This is a genomic window from Affinundibacterium baiyunense (genome assembly GCF_018139645.1).
GTDB lineage: Bacteria > Pseudomonadota > Gammaproteobacteria > Burkholderiales > Burkholderiaceae_D > Undibacterium > Undibacterium baiyunense.
Window position 1 is genome coordinate 549138 of record NZ_JAGSPM010000002.1, and the last position, 20791, is coordinate 569928.

Sequence of the window (20791 nt, forward strand, 5' to 3'; positions counted from 1 at the left end):
TTTTTTGTTATGCTGTTTAATGATGTTGAATCCGAGTATTGAGAATGTGTGCTTTCGATCGAATTGATCTATTTGATCAAAATAGAAGTAATCAAATTGCAGCAAAACGAATGTAAATCGACGCAACTAATTGCAGTACTTGGGTGTCTAATCAAGCTAACTTAAGTTCCGACCAACGCTCTTTATTTTGCTTAAAGGACTTCTTATGCCATCGTCGTTACCATCCAAATTTGTGTTGAACGTGATCTCTGCTAGCATCGTCTTGTGTGGCGGAATGTTTGCGTCTTCCTCCTTGCAGGCACAAGTTGCTTCTGCGCCAGTAGCGAATTCAGCTAGCGCTATCAGTTTTTCTGCGCAAACTGTGGGGATGAAGAAACACAGCGGTTTGTTTGATATTTGGACTAGCCAAGAGCAAGCGAAAGTACTGATGGCAGTACCACAATCAGATAAGCCGTTCTTGTTGGTGACTTCACTTCCTTTTGGTTTGGGATCGAATGATGTTGGCTTAGACCGAGGACAAGCAGGGAGAAGTAAATTAGTTAAATTCGAACGCCACGGCAAACGTTTGTTTTTGGTACAAGAAAATACGCGTTTCGTCGCAGAGTCAACTAATCCTGATGAGCGTGCCTCGGTACGCGAAGCCTTTGCGGGAGCAGTGCTGTGGGCTGGCGATATCATCGCAACTGAAAATAACACCAACCTAATCGACTTCTCTTCGTTCCTGATCGCGGACCGACACGGCGTCGCCGATGCACTTAGCCGCACGCGTCAAGGAAATTACATGGTTGACGACAAGCGCAGTGCGGTACTAAGTCAACAAGCGAAGAGTTTTCCTGATAATACTGAACTGGAAGCTTTACTCACTTTTGCTGGGCAGGGTGAGGGGCAGTTCGTACGTCAAGTCGCCGCCGATCCAAAAAGTCTGCGTGTGCACCAACATGTTAGCTTGATTCGTCTGCCGGAAGGATACAAACCGCGCGTCTATCACCCCGGTTCAGGTGGTTTAGATAGCGAACAAATGGATTTTGCAACGCCGTTAGCAGATAGTATTAATGTGCAGTGGCAGGTCAGATATCGTTTAGAAAAAAACGATCCAAACGCGGCAATTAGCACGGTGAAAAAACCAATTGTTTATTATCTAGATCGCGGTGCACCAGAGCCAGTGCGTACCGCATTGTTGGAAGGGGCGCGTTGGTGGACTAGTGCGTTTGAAAAAGCGGGCTTTAAAGATGCATATCGAGTCGAGTTATTACCCGAAGGTGTGGATCCCATGGACGTTCGCTACAACACCATTATGTGGGTACATCGCGCGACACGTGGTTGGTCTTATGGGAATGCGGTAACTGATCCGCGTACCGGTGAAATTATTAAGGGAGCGGTAACACTCGGATCGCAACGCGTGCGACAAGACATTTTGATCGCTGAGAGTTTGCTTGCGCCTTATGGCAAATCCACTAGCGCCGAGAAAAAACAAGCAGCTGAACAGATGGCGTTGGCGCGCTTGCGCCAGTTGTCTGCGCACGAAGTTGGACACACCTTGGGTATCGCACACAACTTTGCGCCTAGTCGTCATGGCAATGGCTCAGTGATGGATTACCCGCATCCTATGCTGGGCTTAAACAGCAAAGGCGAAGTAGAACTGAAAAACGCTTATGGTGTTGGTGTCGGACCTTGGGATGATTTTGTCGTTAAGCATTTGTACGCAACTTTCCCAGGACAAGATGAAGATGCTGCATTGGCAAGCTTACGCGAGAAAGCGAAGGCGCAAGGCTTGCAATATGTTTCGGATACAGATTCGCGCGCGGCTGGCGCAGCACATCCAAATGGATTGCTGTGGGATTTCGGCGCTGATTCCTTAAAAACCTACGAGCAATTAATGCAGGTGCGACAACGTGCCTTAGATAATTTTTCTTTGGCGGTATTGCCGCCGCAACGACAAGTGGGTGAACTCGAAGCTCGCCTAGTTCCTGTGTATTTACTGCATCGTTATCAAACCGAAGCGGTAGCGCGATTAATCGGTGGCGCGGAATATGAATATGGCCTAGCAAGCGATGCGAATGCAGGAAGAATTACAGCAGGCACCAAACCTGTTGCGGCTAGCATCCAACGACAAGCTTTACAAAAACTGATTGATAGCTTGCGCGCAGAGAATTTGGCGCTGCCAGCAAATGTGCTCAATATTTTGACGCCGCCTTCAGAAGGCTATAGCCGTACACCGGAGTATTTTTCGGGGCGTATGAATGTCGTGTTCGATGCACTGTCGGCAGTCGAAGCCGGTGCTGCGCAGAGTAGTTTGTTTTTATTCGACGCTGCGCGCATCAATCGTTTAGCCTGGCAACATGCAGTTGATTCGCAACAGTTGGGTGTGCGTGAGTTGTTTCAACAAGTATTTAAACAAACTTGGCAGCGTAACGAAGTCGGTACAAAGGCAGTGGCTGCGGATACGGTACAGCTCGCTTCGAATTGGGTGATTCTCGATGCCATATTAAATTTAATTGATAGCGGTCGACTGCATCCGCAAGTGCAGGCAGAGGTGCGTCAAAGTCTTAGTGAATTGGCACAATGGATGCAAAAGAATCCTGGCAAGGGCAGTACCGCAAGTAGTCGTCAACTAGCAGCTGACATGGTGTTGAATTATTTACGCGATCCCGCAAGTGTCAAATTGCGCTCATTGCCACCAATTCCACCTGGCGCACCCATTTAATTAGCTCGTGCGAGGGACCAATTACCGACTAGTGATTCGTTAACTTCGAGCGTAGAATGATGTTCATCAATCTACGCTGGAGTAGCAATATGCACTTAATACAATTGGTCTACGCAAGCCGTTTAGTGGGAGATGAATCTGTACTGCATTCTATTCATAGTCATGCGGTTAGAAACAATACGGCGCATGTAATCACAGGCAAACTTTTGTACTGCAGTGGTCGATTTTTGCAAGTGCTAGAAGGAGAGCCTGCGCAAGTTCATCGCACGTTTGAGCATATCAAAGCGGACCCACGTCATAGTGATGTCACGCTATTGATGGAGCAAGCCATTAGTGAACGCGCCTATGCGCATTGGAATATGGGCTTTCGGCATGTGCTAGAGCAGGAGCTTGAGCAATATCCCGCGTATAAAGCCTATCTTCAAGATGATTTTTCCGCGTTACAAATACAACCCTTGATCGCTTTGGAAATTATCAATACCTTTGTTTAACTTGGCTTAATTTTCGAGCTTAATTCTGGAGCCTAAAAATAAGTTTCATCAAAATTGGTGCGCGTAAGTATTTTGGCTGCGTTTGATTTTTTGCGCTTTTTAAATAAGGCTCGATGGATAGCGAACTTGAGACGATTCCGTTGATAGTCTTGTAGTCGTTTGAATACTTCAGACAGCTTGATCTGTTGTCGCAAGATTTCATATTCTAAATTGGGAATATGCGTGAGTGTGTGCCAAGTTATTTTGGTCACGTTATCGAAATAGAGTTCGCCGAAAGGCTCGTGACTTAGTGTCGCTTGGCTGGCAATTGCTTGTGGAGCGCTATTGCAAAGCTTGTGTAAATTGCCTAATCCAAAATCGACAATATAGGTTTGATTTACTAAGCAGCTTAGGTGGCCAGCCAATTGGCCTGCTTGGATGTAATCACGATGCCCCAAAAATATACGCTGGTTCCCGCTCTCCATCTTTGCATAACATTCGACTAGCCGCACTTCATAGTTCATTGACTGTAAAACTTGCTGCAGAAGTTGATTAATAAAAAGGCAGCAGCACCCGTATTCGTCGAATAGACCAAGATAGTCGAAATCGGTGACGAGCTGGGTCAGATCGTCGGATAATTTCCCCGGAGGTAGCTGATTGATGAAAATATTCTGCATAGCGATGACGTAGATTGAAACTTCACTACGCAGATTAGTTGCCATATCGAATGATTTCAAAAACTATTACATCTCTTTACAGTTGATACAAAAATTTAGTGATAAGTGGTGCTTGCCAGTATAAATTTCTTCCTGTGCTCATCATTTAAGAAAAAGGCAATTCTGTTTGATTTCGTCTTGACGCTATCGCGCTGTGCAATTTAGAGAATCTCACCTAGCTAAATCGTCGCCATTTAGGCTGAGCTTGTGTATTCTTATTCGATCTTGTTTTTTACATAGGCTCAGGTATGGCTAACGCACATTTTCCTCATTTGCTCGAACCATTGGATTTAGGCTTTACTCAATTGCGCAATCGCGTGATGATGGGATCTATGCATACCGGTTTAGAAGATCGTTTCTATCACTACGGAAAATTAGCCGCGTATTTTAGAGAGCGTGCGCGCGGTGGTGTGGGCTTGATCGTGACCGGTGGAATCTCGCCGAATCGACGTGGTTGGTTGTTGCCATTTGGCGGCACCATGAATAGCTTGGGTGACATTTTCAATCACCGCAAAGTGACGCGTGCAGTCCACGAAGAGGGTGGCAAGATCGTGATGCAGATTTTGCATTCTGGTCGTTATGGCTATCAACCATTCATCGTTTCTGCTTCCGATAAAAAAGCGCCCATTTCCAAATTCAAACCGAAAACTTTAAGCGAAGCGGGCATAGAAAGTACGATTCGTGACTATGTACGTTGCGCTAAATTGGCGCAAAAGTCTGGCTATGATGGTGTGGAAATCATGGGCAGTGAAGGGTATTTGCTGAATCAATTCTTGTGCGTACGCACTAATCACCGCACTGACCGTTGGGGTGGTTCAATTGAAAATCGTATGCGCTTGCCAGTAGAGATTGTGCGTCGTGTACGAGCCGCGGTAGGTCCAAATTTTATTATTATGTATCGTCATTCGATTCTCGATTTGGTTGAGGGTGGCAATAGTTGGGATGAGGTGGTTGCGGTCGCGCAGGCTTTGGAAAAAGTCGGTGTAACTTTATTCAATACAGGGATTGGTTGGCATGAAGCCCGCGTGCCAACTATTGTTACATCGGTTCCTCGTGCTGCTTTTGCCGCTGTGTCTGGTCGTTTAAAGCAAGCAGTTTCTATCCCTGTCATTGCGTCTAATCGTATTAATATGCCGGCGCAGGCTGAGGAGATTATCGCTAGTGGCACAGCCGATATGGTGTCAATGGCGCGACCATTTTTGGCAGATCCCGAATTCGTCAACAAGGCGGCAGCAGGTCGGGTTGATGAGATCAATACTTGTATCGCTTGTAATCAAGCTTGTCTGGATCATACTTTTTCAAATCAACGGGCGAGCTGTTTGGTCAACCCACGTGCCGCGCATGAAACTGAATTACAGTATTTAAAGAAATCGGTATCAAAACGTGTCGCCGTGGTTGGTGCTGGACCTGCCGGTTTGTCTGCTGCGACAGTGGCGGCATCTTGTGGACATGATGTCAGTTTGTTTGATAGCTCTGACAGCGTTGGTGGTCAGTTTAAGATCGCGATGCAAATTCCCGGCAAAGAAGAATTCAAAGAGACCTTGCGTTACTTCACCAAACGTTTAGAAGTGACCGGCGTTAAGCTTCATCTGGGCAAGCGTGTAACACGTGAAGATTTGTTGGCACAAGGTTTCGACCACATTATCGTTGCCACTGGCATTACGCCTCGGACACCGCGTATCGAAGGTATCAATCACCCCAAAGTGCTATCTTATTTAGATGTGTTGTTGCACAAAAAAGTGGTGGGCAAAAAAGTAGCGATCATTGGTGCTGGTGGTATTGGATTTGATGTTGCAGAGTATTTGTTACATGATCCAGCAACGCCCTTGCCAATTCCTTTGTCAACCTGGCTAGGTGAATGGGGCATTGATTTACAAGCAAAACAAAATGGTGGTTTGATCAAGCCAGAAGAAGCACATCCAATTCGCGATATCTATTTGTTGCAGCGTAAAGCAAGTAAGGTAGGGGCAGGTTTGGGTAAGACTTCAGGATGGGTACATCGCGCCACTTTGCAGCGGAATCATGTTCAAATGCTAGCGGGTGTTGATTATCAAAAAATCGACGACCAAGGTTTGCATATTAGCGTTGGCGGAAAAAACCAAGTGCTGGATGTAGATCATGTGATTCTGTGTGCAGGACAAGAATCCTTGACTGAACTTATGCCAGTGCAAGCCAGTGAGGCAGGGCCGCGGTTTCATAAGATTGGTGGTGCTGCTTTAGCTTCGGAATTAGATGCGAAGCGGGCGATTAAAGAAGGCGCTGAGTTGGCTGCGTCTTTGTAAATTGATTGTGATTTCAGGTTGATAAAATAAAAAAGCCAGTCAAGGACTGGCTTTTTTATCGCAGAAAATTTGGTGAATTATTTTGCAGATGCTTCAGTAGCTGCTGCCGTTTTGACCTCAGGCTCTTTGAATTTACCGCCACTTGCATTGACCATGTGTACAACTGCGCGTGCAACTTCAACTTCGTCCAAATCTGGATTGCCGCCTTTTGCTGGCATGCCACGGATGCCATCAATCGCATGTTTCAGTACAGTATCGTAACCTTGTGCAATACGTGGACCCCAGCCAGCAGCATCACCTAACTTCGGTGCACCGGCAGCGCCAGTACCGTGGCAAGCTGCACATGCGGCTTTATAAACAGCTTCACCAGTTTGTAATACTTTTGGTGCATTTGCATCCAACAAGGTGAAACCTTCGTTGGCAACTGGGCTAATTCTTGCAGCAATAGCTTCTGGCGTTTGTGCGTTTGAGCCTGCACCAACAGTGTTGTTGCTAGAAACGAATTTTACTAGCAAAACAATAATCATAATAGGAACTATAAATCCAGCAAGAACGGCAACGATCAGTTGCTTAGGCGTCTTAATCGCTGATTCGTGTTCGTCGTGGGCGTCGCTCATGGTTTCCTCGATACAAAAATAATGTGAAGTTTGCTCTTAGCATGACAAATCATACCAAGCGTAAAACATCAGATTATAGAGCTAAAGCCAGTGTTTTGGAATGAAAAATAGGGTTTTGCAGCATTGGAGTCGGTTCATTTAAAGAATATATCCACAAAATAGCCAAGAATTGCTAAAGAGCTGTGGGGTAAATTGGGGTAGAATACGCGCCTATTTTTGTATTTCTCATAGCGCCAGTAGCTCAGATGGATAGAGTACAGCCCTCCGAAGGCTGGGGTCGCACGTTCGAATCGTGTCTGGCGCGCCACTAGTCTCATCTCGACGACATCTCATCATTTTTCTTGCAAAGTTTTTCTTAGTGTCATTTGGTTAATGGTGCATAGAAAGCGATGCATATGACTCCAGAAGTTGATGCGTTAACTCTCTCGCAACACACGGTACTCATTTATTCATTAGGGAAGTCTGATGGTGCTGAATATTCGCACAAGTCACTAAACTTTTCGTGATTCGTTCCGATAATCACTATATGGGGAAATCCGCACAAATTTTTTATTAGTCATTAAGTATTGGGGAAGATAATGAGCATCAATCAAATTAGCTCGGCGGTCTCGCGTATTGCTGGCGTTGCGGCTGTTGTTGGGGCTTCTTCTACCGCAGAGTCGCGCGTAGCGACAAAAGACACAGGGAAATCACCAGATGTTAAAGCGCCTTTGGTCGCTGATGCATCGAATCCAATTAGCGATGCAGAGTTAAAAAAATCGGTAGAAATAGTGAATCGATTTTTAAACGCTAATAACAGCGTCAATTTAAATGTCGATCAAGAGACCGGTAAAGTTTTAGTCCAGATTGTTGATAAAGAAACTAATACTGTTATCCGTCAAATTCCTTCGAGAGAGGTAATCGAGATGGCAAAAGATCTTGATAAAAAAAATGGCATGTTCATTCGTGAACAAGCTTAATAAGCTTGATTGAATTTTTTCGCCCACCTTTAAATTTTGTATCCTTAAATAGGTGAGTGGTGATCTTGTTAGATAACCCATATCTACAATTTGCACTGCAACGGACGTCGACATGATTTGTGCGCAGTTAAACCACTTGCTATTGTGGCCATAATGGCAAGTACAGCAAGTATACTGAGTAAAAACAATCTTTTTACAAATTCGAATCAAAATTCAAATCTACATTCAAAACTTGCCTTGCATTTAATCGAATGCGATTGTACTCGCCGCTCTACTCACAAAAAATGCAATAAGTTTAATCATTATTAAATTTTTCAAACGATTTGTCCGCTAGCTTTGCGGCAGAAACTCAAAATAGTTGCTATTCTTCGGCTTCATTCGATTTTGCCTGATGATTTGGGCGATTTTTATAGCGACAACTGCGTCATGACAGAACCATCTCATAGCTTAGACCCACAAGATTGGACCAGCCTGCGTGCTGAAGGACATCGTATGCTCGATGATATGCTCGATTACATCGAAGGCATTCGTGAGCGACCCGTTTGGCAAAATATTCCTGAGCAAGTTAGAGGCAAGTTTCGGCAAAACTTGCCTAAGCAATCGAATGACTTGGCGCAAGTGCATCAACGTTTTATGCAAGATGTATTGCCGTATGCGGTGGGGAATTCGCATCCAAGATTTATGGGGTGGGTGCAAGGTGGCGGTACCCCGGTCGGTATGTTGGCGGAAATGTTGGCTGCCGGTTTGAACGCCAACTTGGGTGGCCGCGATCAAATGCCGATTGAGGTGGAAAATCAAGTAACACAGTGGATGCGAGAGTTATTTCAGTTTCCATCTACCGCTAGCGGACTTTTCGTAACGGGTACCTCGATTGCTAACTTTATTGCTGTGTTAGTTGCGCGTACCAAGGCCTTGGGTTTGGCCAGCCGTCGGACAGGCATTGTAAACAGCGAAAAAAATCTGGTTGCTTATGCGTCGGTCGGTGCGCATGCTTGTGTGTCGCAGGCGATTGATATGGCAGGCATTGGAATCGATGCTTTACGTTTGATTCCAGTTAACCCGGATTTCTCGATGGATTTGCAGCAATTGGAACAACAGATTGAAGCCGATCGTGCAGCTGGATTGTCTCCCTTCCTCATCGCAGGCACCGCAGGCACGGTCGATGTTGGAGCGATCGATGATTTAGATGCGATTGCAACGCTCGCGCAGCGACATGGACTATGGTTTCATATTGATGGCGCTTATGGTGCTCTAGCGATGTTGTCTGACGTAGTTGCGCCGCGCCTAAAAGGGATTGAACGCGCTGATTCGATTGCGTTTGATTTTCACAAGTGGGCGCAGGTGCAATACGACGCAGGTTATATTTTAGTGCGAGATGGTCAAGCCCATTTCGACACCTTTGCTACGCCTACAAGTTACTTGAAACGTGAAACCCGCGGTATTGCTGCTGGTGAGCGTTGGCCTTGTGATTTTGGTCCTGATTTATCGCGCGGCTTTCGTGCATTAAAAGCCTGGTTCACGATTCAAGTTTATGGCGTTGAACGCTTGGGACGGATGATTGAACACACTTGTGCATTGGCGCAGCGCTTGCAGCAGCGGATAAGAAATGAACCTAAATTAGAATTGTTAGCGCCAGTGAACTTGAATATTGTTTGCTTTCGCTACCGAGATAGTGAGCTCGATTTGGATGCATTGAATCGTGACATTGTTTTTGAATTGCATGAATCAGGTATTGCCGCACCCTCTACCACCAAAGTGAATGGACACTTGGCGATACGAGCAGCGCTTGTGAATCACCGCACGCGTGAAGAAGACATCCATGAAATGTTGGATGCGGTTCTGCGATTTGGTGAGCAGTTGAGCCAGCTTCCGAAGTCTTGAGGAGTTGACGCTGCTTCGTCTAATTAAACTGTAGATTTACCAAGCATAAACCTTGCTGTCGTGTGACCTTGATAGTTGAATCAAAACAATGGTAATTGCTCGTCGCTCTTTTCTTCGCAAAGACTAATTCCCAATCCGATTAGACGCACGGGTAATTGCTTACGCTGGTAGCCGATTTGCAATAGATCAGCGAATATTTGCTGATCTAATTGATTGGCTCGGCACTCGACGGTGGTTTGTTTGAAATCATTGAAGCGGATTTTGATATTTAATTTGTGGATTAGATTGGCGCTACCAGTACGTTCCACTTGTTTTTGTAACGAGGCGTACAGCATCGGTAGCTCTGCGATACAATGCTGAAAATCAAGTAAATCGCGTGTGTAAGTTTCTTCGATGCTGACGGATTTTCTTACATGACTTGGCACTACCGCACGTTCATCAATGCCGCGACATAGTGAAAATAAACTCGCGCCCAGTTTGCCAAATTGTTTTAATAAATCGGGCAACGACCATTGCAATAAGTCTTCGCAAGTGCGAATGCCAAGTTGGTGTAACTTACTTGCAGTGACTTTACCAACGCCAAATAAACGCGCAACTTCAAGTTGCTTGACGAACCCCTCCACCTGCTCAGGCAAAATCACATACATGCCGTCTGGCTTGTTCCAGTCACTGGCAATTTTTGCGAGAAACTTGTTGGGTGCTACACCTGCAGATACGGTGATGCCGACATCCTTAAATATACGTTGCCGTATTTCTTGAGCGATACGGGTGGCGCTTCCATGTAATTGTTTGGTACTACTGACATCGAGATAAGCTTCGTCTAAGGACAACGGTTCTACAAGATCGGTGTAGTCGCGGTAAATGTCGAGAATTGTGCGTGAAGCTAGGCGATACTTTTCCATGTTCGGCCGCATTACGACAAGATCAGGGCAGCGCTTTAAAGCTTGTGAGGTTGGCATTGCAGAGCGCACCCCAAACTTACGTGCGACGTAATTACAGGTTGCGATAACCCCACGTTGATCAGCTTGTCCACCAATCGCTAACGGTACTTCACGTAAGCGAGGATCATCGCGCATTTCCACAGACGCGTAGAAACAGTCACAATCGCAGTGAATAATTTTGCGCTGAACGGGTTTCATAGGATCGGTTAAAGTACTGTTTATTTATACAGTATTTTAACCGATCGTCGAGATTTTTAATACTTGTAGCCAAAGCCAAACGTCACCAAGCTGTTGGTGCGTTTGAAGTTATTGCTGGGTTTGCTAGTGTAGCTAACCGCTGCGCTCGCATTGAGTGTCCAACCGTTTGCAACGACTGTCGCTAAACTGACATCGAAGGTACCGCGTGTACCAATATCCGAACTACCTGGATAAATTGCTAAGCGCTGTTTGACACTAGAGGTGTTACTGAGTTTGTGCGTTGATTCTTCACCGAGCAAAAATTCAACACCTTTTTTGCTTGAGGGGGACGGTGGTATGGTGGTCCCAAAGCGTGTATTCGAATAACCAAGACCCGTGAATAAATCAAATGAAGTATCTTCGGTTTTGATCAATTTAAAACCCGCACCCGTATTGAATGAGTAACGGGAGTCAATGTTCTGGATCTTATTGGTTTCAAGCTCACTACCACCAAAGAAGAAACTATTGGCAGACATATTGTAGTCATATCGACCACCAATACGTAGTAACTGTGCTGTGTTGGTTTTTACTTTATTGACCGTGTTACTGCCGTAATTAATGACGGAATAAAGGCCTAACTTATCTTCCATCGTCGCCTTGGTTCCATTCGCACTTAAGTTGAATGTTTGGGCGACATTGTTGCTTGATGCGTAACTTCCACCAATCGCGATACCTCCATGCCATTGGTTATCTTGTAAAGTTTGAGCGCTAACGATTTGACTGAAGGAGAGGCAACAAAAAGCGATTGCAAGAGCGGAGTGCGATTTACGCAGATGGATTTGAAACATGAAAAGATCCTAAAATAAAGCCAATTTAAAGCCGAATTAAAGCTAATGGCGGTCGATTATATAACTCAATTGTGACCGTGTATTTTTACTGCTGAGTTGGCACTGCCTAACGCTAGCGAATTTGATCTGGTTGACAGATGATAGCGACCGAACTTAGGACAGTGCTCATGTAAGTAAGTTCGATAGATGCGATTGCAGATAAATCCAAGTCTTGGCTGCTTGATTTTTTATAAGATGTGGAAATAAGCCGCATTAGATAGATTTGTTTGAGGCATGCTTCGCAACTATTTTGTGATAGCATGAATTTTCTATGTCAAATTGATATAACAATGGGTGACACGATGACGACCTATTTCAAAATCTTATTCAGCGTAGCTTGTTTTAGCTTGGCCGCTTGTGATCGTTTGGGCATTCCTGATCCTGCCAAAGAAGCCGCAATACTGGAAGCTGATGCGCGTGCCACGGGTAGTGCATGTCGACATGCTGGACGTGGTATTGAAGATTGTTACGCCTTGAATCCGCAGGCAGCTCGTGCCGCGGTTTATGCGGGTTGGAAAGAAATGAACGACTACATGCGCGAAAATAATATCGCTGAAGTTAAACCTAGCGTCGAAGTCGCGGCAAGTGCAGCTTCTGAGGAGGCGGCTTCTGCATCCGCTTCGGCATCTGCTTCTGCCAGTGCGCACTGAAGATCTTGAACTAAAGATCTTGATAGGATATTTGATTGAATAAGAGGAATTTTATGCACCCGAATGCACAATTGATAGCACAGTTTTATCAGGCATTTCAACGCTTAGACGCCGAGGCAATGTGTGCATGTTATACCGACGATATTCAATTTTCTGATCCGGTTTTCACAGATTTGCGCGGTGTGCAAGCAGGAAATATGTGGCGCATGTTAACTGCACGGGCACAGGATTTTTCTTTAGTTTTTGATTCGATAGAGGCCAACGATGTTGAAGGCAGTGCACATTGGGTCGCTAGCTATAGTTTTAGTCAAACAGGACGTTTTATTGTGAATGATATCCACGCTAAATTCGAATTCCGTGATGGAAAAATTTGCCGTCATCGCGATCATTTCGATCTGTGGAAATGGAGTCAACAAGCGATGGGCATGAAGGGTTTGCTATTAGGCGGATTACCCTTTGTTCAGAATAAGATTCGTGCGCAGGCCGCGAAGAATTTGCAGAAGTTTTCATCCAAGTAACAGATGCTAAATGATTGACTTGAAGTTGACTTCTTATCGCGTTAGACATCAGTTGATTTTGGCAAGTTACGTAGGATTTTTGGCGCAGTTGGCAACAGGATGTGTAGATCAAACTAGGTTCAGCGCTGCCTCATCACAAGCAACAACGATCGCAATTTCGACCCCACCGGAAATTGAAGTTTTCTCAGAAGATTCGGTGCTTTCCAATTATATTTCTACAGACTTCAGTAACGCCCGCTGTGATCTTCAAAGTGCAGAGGAGTTTCAAGAGCAAGCTATTCGTACACTTAATACCTTACGAGAAAGAGAGCAGGTTTGTGGAACTGAAATAATGCCTGCCACACAAGCATTGAGTTGGAATGTTAAGCTACAAGCAGCTGCTTTTGAACATTCCGTGCAGATGGCTGCAAGCAATTTGGTTTCTCACACCAGCTTAGATTCTCGTCAATTACGTGATCGAGTGAATTTTGTTGGATACAAATTTCAAGTAATTGGTGAAAACATTACTACTCGACCCGCCAATTTGATGACTGCAATGCAGGCATGGCATAGCAGTGGGCCGCATTTTAAGCAAATGTTGTCTGCGGAATTTACTGAGTTTGCGGTCGCTTGTGTTGCGAAAAAAAGTCGTTTTACAAAACGTACTGGACGATGAATTTGGGACGTCCGAGACAAGAAGCCAAACTCGTTCCATCGCTCGAAAGCAAAGAATAATCCTTGATTGAACTTATTCTGCAGGTAAGGTAAACCAAAACAAACTACCTTTTCCAACTTCACTTTCGAAGCCAATCTCGCCGTCCATTTTTTCAACAAACGATTTTGCAATATTGAGGCCTAATCCAGTGCCTCCTTGTTGTCGTGTGTTTGAGCCATCAGCCTGTGCAAATTTAGAAAATATTTTGTCGCGGAACTCAAGCGGAATGCCCGCGCCACGATCTTCTACTTCCACACGCCAGTGACTTTGCTCTTTAATCAGACGAACTTCGACAAACGCCGATTTCGGCGAGAACTTAGCGGCATTCGATAAGAGGTTGGCGAAGACTTGCATGACGCGTTGTGGATCGCCCTGAACATGCGCTGCTTGAGTTGGCTCTTGAAAGCGGTAACTCACTTCTAGTGCCGCAGCATAATTGCTGGTTGCTTCAATCGCTTGCTGCGTGAGTAGAATTAAATCAATCACCTCTGATTTGAATTCCATCTTGCCGGATACCAATTTCTCCATATCGAGCAAATCGTTGACTAAGCTGCCTAAACGCTGGCTGTTTCTGTGCGCGATTTGAATTAAATGTTGGATCTTGGGTGAAAGATTTCCAGCAGCGCCATGTTCAAGTAAACCTAAGGCGCCACGAATTGAAGTCAGCGGAGTGCGCAGTTCGTGACTGACAACGGAAATGAATTCGGCTTTGACACGATCCGCATTTTTTTGTGCGGTGAGATCAAGTACAAATCCTACCCACTCAAAGCGAGAGCCTTCGAGTTGCGCGAGCCCAACCATCACTGGTACTTTACTGCCGTCAGATCGACTTAATTCAGCTTCGAATGGTTCTGCATGCCCGTACTCTTGCAATTCTTTGAGCGCTGCTTGGTGTGCTTGGTGATACGCTGGCGATGTCAATTGCAGCCATTGTACTTGTTTGCTCAACAGCTCATGTCGTTCGACGCCGAGCAGATCGAGTAACACGTCGTTGGCGAGCGTTAACTGTCCACTCATATCGCCTTGAAAGATGCCGATCATGCTCGAATTAATTAAGCGGCGTAATCGTGATTCACTTAGTTTGAGTGCATCCAACATTTGTGATTTATCTTGCACAGCTTGTTCGGCTAGCGCTAGCGCATCGACTAATTCATTTTCGGCTTTTTTCATGGCACTGATGTCGCGTACGCTAAAAACCCGTCCGACCAAACGATCACGCAGATACTCTGGTTTGGATACAGAAATAAAATGCCGCCCATCTAATAAACTGAGATGATCTTCGCTCTCTGATTCGGGATTTTCTGTTAAATACGTTAAGCGCGCAGCAAACGAATCGGCATCGCATAGACAAGTCTGCACGTGTGCCATCATTGCTGCTTCATCGCGCGTCACAATCAAATCATCACTGAGCCCCCACATCGTGCTGAAGCGGCGATTTAGATTGACCACTTTACCGTGTAAGTCAACAGAGAGAATCCCTTCGGCAGTCGCCTCTAAGGAACTTTGTAATTGCGAAGCAAGTTGAATTTGTTCTTGCACGATGTGTCGACGTGCAGTGAGATCTTCTGCTTGAATCAACCAATAATGCGTTTCGCCATCTTGAAAAGCCGATACACGCTTCTCGATGGGAAGCGCCACACCATCTGCTGTTAGCCATTCGCTTTCCGCGATACGTTGTCCGCTCAACGGTGGATTTGCACTAATATCATCCCAAAAAAAGAGGTCCTGCAAGGCACATTCAATACTTGATAATGCTTGGCCCAGAAGCTCATCACGTGTGCGGCCTAGAAGTTCGCAGCTCTTTTGATTTAATTCGAGAATGACTAAATCACCTGCAGATACAACGACCAAAGCTTGATCGACATGCTGCAGGATATGCTGCAATACATGCTGACTAAGTGAGGTGAACGTGGTCGAGGTCATATTGCTCATACCTTACCAGCTTGCGATTGGTTGCCCGATTGTTTTGATGAAGAGTCGAAATAATAATTGACGCGTTTCCGCGGATTTAAGTAATCGAAAATCGCTTTTGGTAACAGTCCTGGGCGTATGCTTGCACTAATGGATAGATCACTTCCTTCTTCGGCAAGGTCTAAAATAATCGCATCTTCTTTCGGGATATCTGCGTCATAGACCAATACGCGAGGTCGCAATGGCTTCCCGACATTCACGTTCATCACCAAACCTATCGCTTCATTCGAAAGCCGCACGATGGTGCCAGGTGGATAGACGCCCAAACTTTTAATCATGGTGGCCATCACTGCAGGGTCAAACTGCGCGCGTCGGTGCGCATACATGGTTGATAGTGCTTCGTGTGGCGTTAGTGATTGGTTGGGATCGATATGGTTGCAGAGATTGTCATACACATTGGCTATCGTCACAATTCTAGTTGGCATCCGAATCGCATCTGCTTTAAGTTTTTTTGGATAGCCACTGCCATCCAGATGTTCATGATGGCTTTCGATTACTTCTAAAACGATATTTGGAAGGCCCGCTTTTTTGCCGACCTCTACACCATACTGCGGGTGTAGTTCGAAGAAATTTTGTTCTGGTTTGGTCAGTGCTTCTGTTTTATTTAGAATTTTTTCTGGCACATTTACTTTGCCCAAATCATGGAACAAGGCGGCTAAGCCGACCGATTTGATTTGCGCCTCGGTGCATTTCATTTCACTTGCCAGCATCATCGCTAATACTGAGACATTTAGCGTATGAAAATACAACTCTTCATTGGCGCCCGTCTGCTGAATCAAATGCATTACCGTATCATTTGAATTGAGAAATATCTCAGCTACGCTGTCCACTAATTTATTGGCTTCCTTAATGGTTTGCTCTGGCTGTGAGAATATGGTTCTGTTGATGCTTTTTACCACCGTTGCCGCTTCAACAAATTTTGCTTCACAACGTGCTAGCTCTTCCCTCTGTTTGGTTAACTTCTCAAATCGTGCACGTTTTGCTTCGATAATATTGTTGAAAACTTGTGCGGTTGGAGGAAGATTGTTTGTGGTCGATTTACCTGCGACATTCGCGTTGCTTGGCGCATTCACCTGCAATAAGTCTGATTTGGAAGGGAAGTAGCGTACATGCTTCAATTTCAGCGCGTGCAGCTCGTTCAGCTGATCTTGATTGGTGATCTTAAACGAACTCATAGGAAACGAATGCTCAAACCAGCTCAAGTCGAGCTTAATGAACATGCCAATTTTGAGTTGATCAATCGCGATCAGTTTTGCGTCATCGGACATTTTATTTTTTCATCGATAAATTCGGCAGTTTGAAATGGATAGCATTGATGGGTAACTTTTTCGATGCGCATTTCCTCACTTCGTGACATGTATCTAATCTTTGTCAATGCGATCCATCCTGATTATTGAACAGCCTTACTTTGATCTGCTTGCTTCGCTTTAGTAACGATATTTCTGACATCGCTAAGTAATTGTTTTGCGTCATAAATGATACCGTCTTTAATTGTGTATTTTACGCCGCCAACTTGATTTACCTTACCAGTTTTATCGAGACGCATATGACCTGTGCCATATAAAACTTTGAAGTTCGCTAAGGGATTCTCAACTAAGATCGCTAGATCAGCTAATTTACCAGCTTCGATACTGCCGATGCTTTGTTGCATACCAAGCGCTTCCGCGCCAGACAATGTCGCCGCTTTCATGACTTCGAGCGGGTGAAAACCAGCTTCACGCAATAGCTCTAATTCTTCTATGGTGCCAAAACCATATACTTTATAAATGTAGCCAGAATCAGAGCCCACAGTCACACGACCGCCACGATTTTTGTATTCATTGACGAATCGCATCCATAGACGGTAATTTTCTTTCCAAGCGACTTCTTCTTCGGTTCCCCAATCGAAGAAAAAGGACCCATGTGAATCTGGATTGGCGGTGAAAAATCTCGTTAAACTCGGCAGCGCGTAGGCGTCCTGCCAATCAGCACGACGAGCGCGCATGACATCTCGTGTGGCTTGATAAATCGTAAAAGTAGGATCAATCGTAAAATCAAGTTTCAGCAATTCATCCATCACCGCATTCCATTTGGCGCTACCAGGTTTTGCCGCCTGCGCCCACAAGCGTCCAGCTTGTCCAAAGCGTTGTTGTTCGTTTTGATAATTGTAATCGGCTGGATAGTCTTGTACCGTTTGCCCATCAAACAAGGCCTCAGGTAAACCATACCAATGCTCCATTGTGGTCAATCCCCAGCGTGCTGTGTTCAGAACATTAACGCGCGCAACATCGATTTGGGCATGGTGACATGCGGAACGCATGCCTTGTTTTTTAATTTCATCTAAAGCGGCTTGCAAGATATCTGGACGATAACCAAAACATTTCAAACCGTCGGCACCTTGCTTTTTCATTTCGCGCACCCAAGCTCGCGCTTGTTCGGGGTCTGTAAACGCGACCTTTTGACCTTGTCCAAAATATGGATAGGCGAGAATTCTAGGTGCAGTGATTTGATTATCGGCGCTGCGCTTTTTTTCATTCAAACAAAACGCTAAACCATTACCACAAGACGGATCGCGAATCGTTGTGATGCCATGCCCTAGCCACAGTTTGTAGACGTATTCTGCTGGCGTACCTTGTTCGCTGCCGCCAATATGCCCATGCATATCCACAATGCCCGGCATCACGTAATGCCCCGCAAGATTTAACTCTTTTCCGCCCTCTTTTAATTTTGGACGACCACTTCGAACAGTCGAAGTCGGCGTACCAACGATCGCTACTTGTGTAATCTTGTTACCTTCAATCACGATATCCGCAGGGCCAAATGCAGGCGCACCCGTACCATTGATGACAGTAACTTCTCGCAAGATCAATTGAGAATAGGGGCCTTGTCCTTCTTGACGCGCTGGGGCGGGAGTGACTTGGAAATGATTGGTATCGGCTAAGGCAAAATTGATGTTTAGCAGACAGGCAAATAGGACGGTGTATTGGTAGAATTTTTTCGTATTCATGATGAAACCCTAAGATCACAACATCTATGTTTGGAACTGATTATTTAACTCGTATATCGAGTATCAAACATAAGTCCGCTTTCATCAAGCAATACACTTGCGATATGTGGAAATTTGATCAAAGCGTGTCACGATTGTTCGCGCATTTGCAGTTGAATAGCTGATGTAGAAAAAATTGATAAATATTGGCATGTAAAAAAGGCCGCATACATTTCTGTTTGCGGCCTTTTTTGCTTATTTTTTACCTAGATGTTTATCTAAGAATTTTTCAACACGACTCCAAAAATCAATATTGTTGTCTAAGCGACGCCAGCCATGTCCCTCATCTTTGTACACGACCCACTCGACTTCTTTATTATGGTCTTTGATCGCATCATAAAACTTGGTTCCATGTACCAAAGGCACGCGGTAATCCGCTGCACCATAAGCCAACAGCAAAGGATTTTTCAAGCGAGCGGCTTGTTCTAATGGTGAAGTAGCTTTGAGCTGTGCAGCATCTTTTTCTTGGTCGCCAATCAAGAATGGCATGCCATATTTTTGCCATTGTTCAGAATTGTCACTCCAAGAAACATCGTATAAGAGATTGATATCAGAGACACCAACCCAACTAATGCCACAACGATACAAACCGGGGTTACGAATGAGACCCATCAAGGTCGCATAGCCACCATAGCTGGCACCAGCGATACATACGCGGTTAGGATCGGCATAACCTTGATCGATTGCCCATTGACGTGCATCGTCAAGGTCGTCTTGCATTTTTAATCCCCATTGCTTCCAGCCAGATTGGAATAATTTTTTGCCGTAACCTTCACTGCCACGGAAATCTGGTTCGATCACTGCATAGCCGCGAGATGCTAACAGCTGAACTTGCGGGTTCCAACCCCATGAGCCGCCACGTAAATAAGGGCCACCATGAACCATCACAATTAAGGGTAAATTCTTGCCGTTGGAATTGCGCGGTAAGGTGATGTAGCTTGGTATTTCTAAGCCGTCACGTGCCTTGATTCTGACAAAATTTTTGTAAGACATTTGACGTTCATCTATTTCTGGGCGGTTGATTCCTAGCGGTGATAATTTTCCGCTAACCGTGTTGTAGATAAACGATAATCCAGGGATCGTGTCGGAGAAGGAATTGATTTGTACTATTTCCCCACTATTGCGTGGAGTGGTAATGCGGTTGATGGTATTTGGCAGCAGAGCGTCTACCTTTTCCTGAATTTTCTGAATGTTCTCATCTAACCAAGTCGTACCTTGTGCGTCGGTTTCATAGCGGACACCGATCAGTTTATTTTTTGATTTGCTAAAAATCAGACTTCCATTAAAGTCGAATCCGGCAAGCTCGACTAAAGGAGTGGGAATAATGCGATTGTTTTCTAAGTCGTATTTGTAGACGGATTTTGTATCATTACCATTGTGTGAGACCACATAGAGACTGCCATCTGGTCCAATTGTTAAAGGAGAGAATCCATCTTCATTGACGTTATCGAACTCAGTTAGTGTACGCCAAGTGTCATTTTTAGGATCTTTGTAAAGAATCGCGGTTTGTTTTTCGATACGACGGACGGCGATGCGAAGTTCTCCTTGATAGTCCATCAAGAATCCACTGGTATTGATAGGACTATTAATTCCAGTCATTACACCATCAACGGTGTTGACGCGCATTAAAGTGGCGGACGGATTCTTTCGCGTGCCACTTCCTTGAATCACGAAGATATCGTTGGAGTCTGGCGTTCCAACGACGCTATAGAATTGGTAGCGAGCACCGAGTACACGAAATTTTGCGCTACCAGTGCTGGTACGTTCGATGATTTCACGTTCATTCTTACCATCGATGTCGATTGCGATCAGACCTGGCCCCATTCTTTGTTGGCCTGCAGCGAGTTGACGATCACCCATGCTATAAACGACGCGGTGATTGTTAACCCAAGACACACTAGTGATGTCGAGATTGGAGTATCTCGCGATCACCTGTAATTTATTTGTCGCGGTGTCCATGATGGTCAGCGCTAAGCGCTGATCAGGTCCAGCCAAGAGGATGGCGACATGCTTGCCATCGGGAGCTAAACTTGCTCCGCCAAAATTATCTAGCTTAAAAAAACTTTCAATGGCTGGAACAGCTTTAGTTTCTGCTTGTGCTATCGAACTGTAGCAAAGGCAGGCTGCAATCAAGAGGTATTTCCAATTTGGTTTTTTCATATGAAGTTCCTGATTTTTTGTTTGATGAATGCTTAGAAAATTCCTTTTGAGAAAAGTAAGCATTTATATTCATACGGTGTAAACACAAACGCCCCGTTGCCGGGGCGTTTGATCTTGCGAGCCAAGTCTTATTAGGACC

The 20791-nt window shown here is 45.1% G+C and carries 16 protein-coding genes and 1 tRNA gene; 9 read left to right on the forward strand and 8 right to left on the reverse strand.

Features of this window, described 5'->3' with window-relative positions:
• Positions 1-205 precede the first annotated feature (205 nt).
• Both KDM92_RS05525 and KDM92_RS05530 read left to right on the forward strand, forming a co-directional pair.
• Positions 206-2704 (forward strand): zinc-dependent metalloprotease, encoded by a 2499-nt coding sequence (locus KDM92_RS05525; RefSeq protein ID WP_230408180.1) that lies wholly within the window; start codon positions 206-208, stop codon positions 2702-2704.
• Positions 2705-2793: 89 nt separating this feature from the next.
• The gene (locus KDM92_RS05530) at positions 2794-3195 is read left to right on the forward strand and encodes a BLUF domain-containing protein (RefSeq protein WP_212683379.1); all 402 of its coding nucleotides are present in this window, start codon (positions 2794-2796) and stop codon (positions 3193-3195) included.
• A gap of 32 nt (positions 3196-3227) precedes the next feature.
• Here the strand turns inward: KDM92_RS05530 and KDM92_RS05535 are convergent, their stop codons facing one another.
• On the reverse strand, positions 3228-3896 hold the full coding sequence (locus KDM92_RS05535; protein WP_212683380.1) for a hypothetical protein: 669 nt from the start codon (positions 3894-3896) through the stop codon (positions 3228-3230).
• A 242-nt stretch (positions 3897-4138) separates the two neighbouring features.
• Between KDM92_RS05535 and KDM92_RS05540 the strand changes: the two genes are divergently transcribed.
• Complete coding sequence (locus KDM92_RS05540) at positions 4139-6172, forward strand: NADPH-dependent 2,4-dienoyl-CoA reductase (protein WP_212683381.1); 2034 nt, start codon at positions 4139-4141, stop codon at positions 6170-6172.
• A 77-nt stretch (positions 6173-6249) separates the two neighbouring features.
• Here KDM92_RS05540 and KDM92_RS05545 read toward each other — a convergent pair whose 3' ends face one another.
• A complete protein-coding gene (locus KDM92_RS05545) occupies positions 6250-6789 on the reverse strand; it encodes a c-type cytochrome (RefSeq protein WP_212683382.1) in 540 nt (179 codons plus the stop codon).
• Between the two features lie 230 nt (positions 6790-7019).
• Between KDM92_RS05545 and KDM92_RS05550 the strand changes: the two genes are divergently transcribed.
• From KDM92_RS05550 to KDM92_RS05560, 3 genes are all read left to right on the forward strand, one after another.
• Positions 7020-7096 (forward strand) — tRNA-Arg (locus tag KDM92_RS05550).
• 271 nt (positions 7097-7367) lie between these two features.
• A complete protein-coding gene (locus KDM92_RS05555) occupies positions 7368-7748 on the forward strand; it encodes a flagellar protein FlaG (protein ID WP_212683383.1) in 381 nt (126 codons plus the stop codon).
• Positions 7749-8174: 426 nt separating this feature from the next.
• Positions 8175-9629 (forward strand): pyridoxal phosphate-dependent decarboxylase family protein, encoded by a 1455-nt coding sequence (locus KDM92_RS05560; RefSeq protein ID WP_230408181.1) that lies wholly within the window; start codon positions 8175-8177, stop codon positions 9627-9629.
• 80 nt (positions 9630-9709) lie between these two features.
• Here KDM92_RS05560 and dinB read toward each other — a convergent pair whose 3' ends face one another.
• Positions 9710-10768, reverse strand: a complete 1059-nt coding sequence (dinB, locus tag KDM92_RS05565) for a DNA polymerase IV (RefSeq protein WP_212683384.1) — start codon at positions 10766-10768, stop codon at positions 9710-9712.
• A 56-nt stretch (positions 10769-10824) separates the two neighbouring features.
• A complete protein-coding gene (locus tag KDM92_RS05570; protein WP_212683385.1) occupies positions 10825-11595 on the reverse strand; it encodes a DUF481 domain-containing protein in 771 nt (256 codons plus the stop codon).
• Positions 11596-11936: 341 nt separating this feature from the next.
• Between KDM92_RS05570 and KDM92_RS05575 the strand changes: the two genes are divergently transcribed.
• The 3 genes from KDM92_RS05575 to KDM92_RS05585 are packed head-to-tail and all read left to right on the forward strand — an operon-like array spanning position 11937 to position 13457.
• On the forward strand, positions 11937-12284 hold the full coding sequence (locus KDM92_RS05575) for a hypothetical protein (RefSeq protein ID WP_212683386.1): 348 nt from the start codon (positions 11937-11939) through the stop codon (positions 12282-12284).
• A 53-nt stretch (positions 12285-12337) separates the two neighbouring features.
• Positions 12338-12802, forward strand: a complete 465-nt coding sequence (locus tag KDM92_RS05580) for a nuclear transport factor 2 family protein (RefSeq protein ID WP_212683387.1) — start codon at positions 12338-12340, stop codon at positions 12800-12802.
• Positions 12803-12812: 10 nt separating this feature from the next.
• Positions 12813-13457: a CAP domain-containing protein gene (locus KDM92_RS05585; RefSeq protein WP_212683388.1), complete on the forward strand. Its 645-nt coding sequence runs from the start codon at positions 12813-12815 to the stop codon at positions 13455-13457.
• A 72-nt stretch (positions 13458-13529) separates the two neighbouring features.
• Here KDM92_RS05585 and KDM92_RS05590 read toward each other — a convergent pair whose 3' ends face one another.
• The 4 genes from KDM92_RS05590 to KDM92_RS05605 all read right to left on the reverse strand — a co-directional run bounded on the left by KDM92_RS05590 (position 13530) and on the right by KDM92_RS05605 (position 20652).
• Complete coding sequence (locus KDM92_RS05590; RefSeq protein ID WP_212683389.1) at positions 13530-15428, reverse strand: PAS domain S-box protein; 1899 nt, start codon at positions 15426-15428, stop codon at positions 13530-13532.
• Positions 15425-16735 carry an HD-GYP domain-containing protein gene (locus tag KDM92_RS05595; protein ID WP_212683390.1) on the reverse strand — a complete coding sequence of 437 codons (1311 nt, stop codon included), beginning with the start codon at positions 16733-16735 and terminating at the stop codon, positions 15425-15427. Before KDM92_RS05595 ends, KDM92_RS05590 begins: the two co-directional genes overlap by 4 nt.
• 122 nt (positions 16736-16857) lie before the next feature.
• A complete protein-coding gene (locus tag KDM92_RS05600) occupies positions 16858-18453 on the reverse strand; it encodes an amidohydrolase family protein (RefSeq protein ID WP_212683391.1) in 1596 nt (531 codons plus the stop codon).
• 234 nt (positions 18454-18687) lie between these two features.
• Positions 18688-20652: a S9 family peptidase gene (locus KDM92_RS05605; RefSeq protein WP_212683392.1), complete on the reverse strand. Its 1965-nt coding sequence runs from the start codon at positions 20650-20652 to the stop codon at positions 18688-18690.
• Positions 20653-20791: the final 139 nt, after the last annotated feature.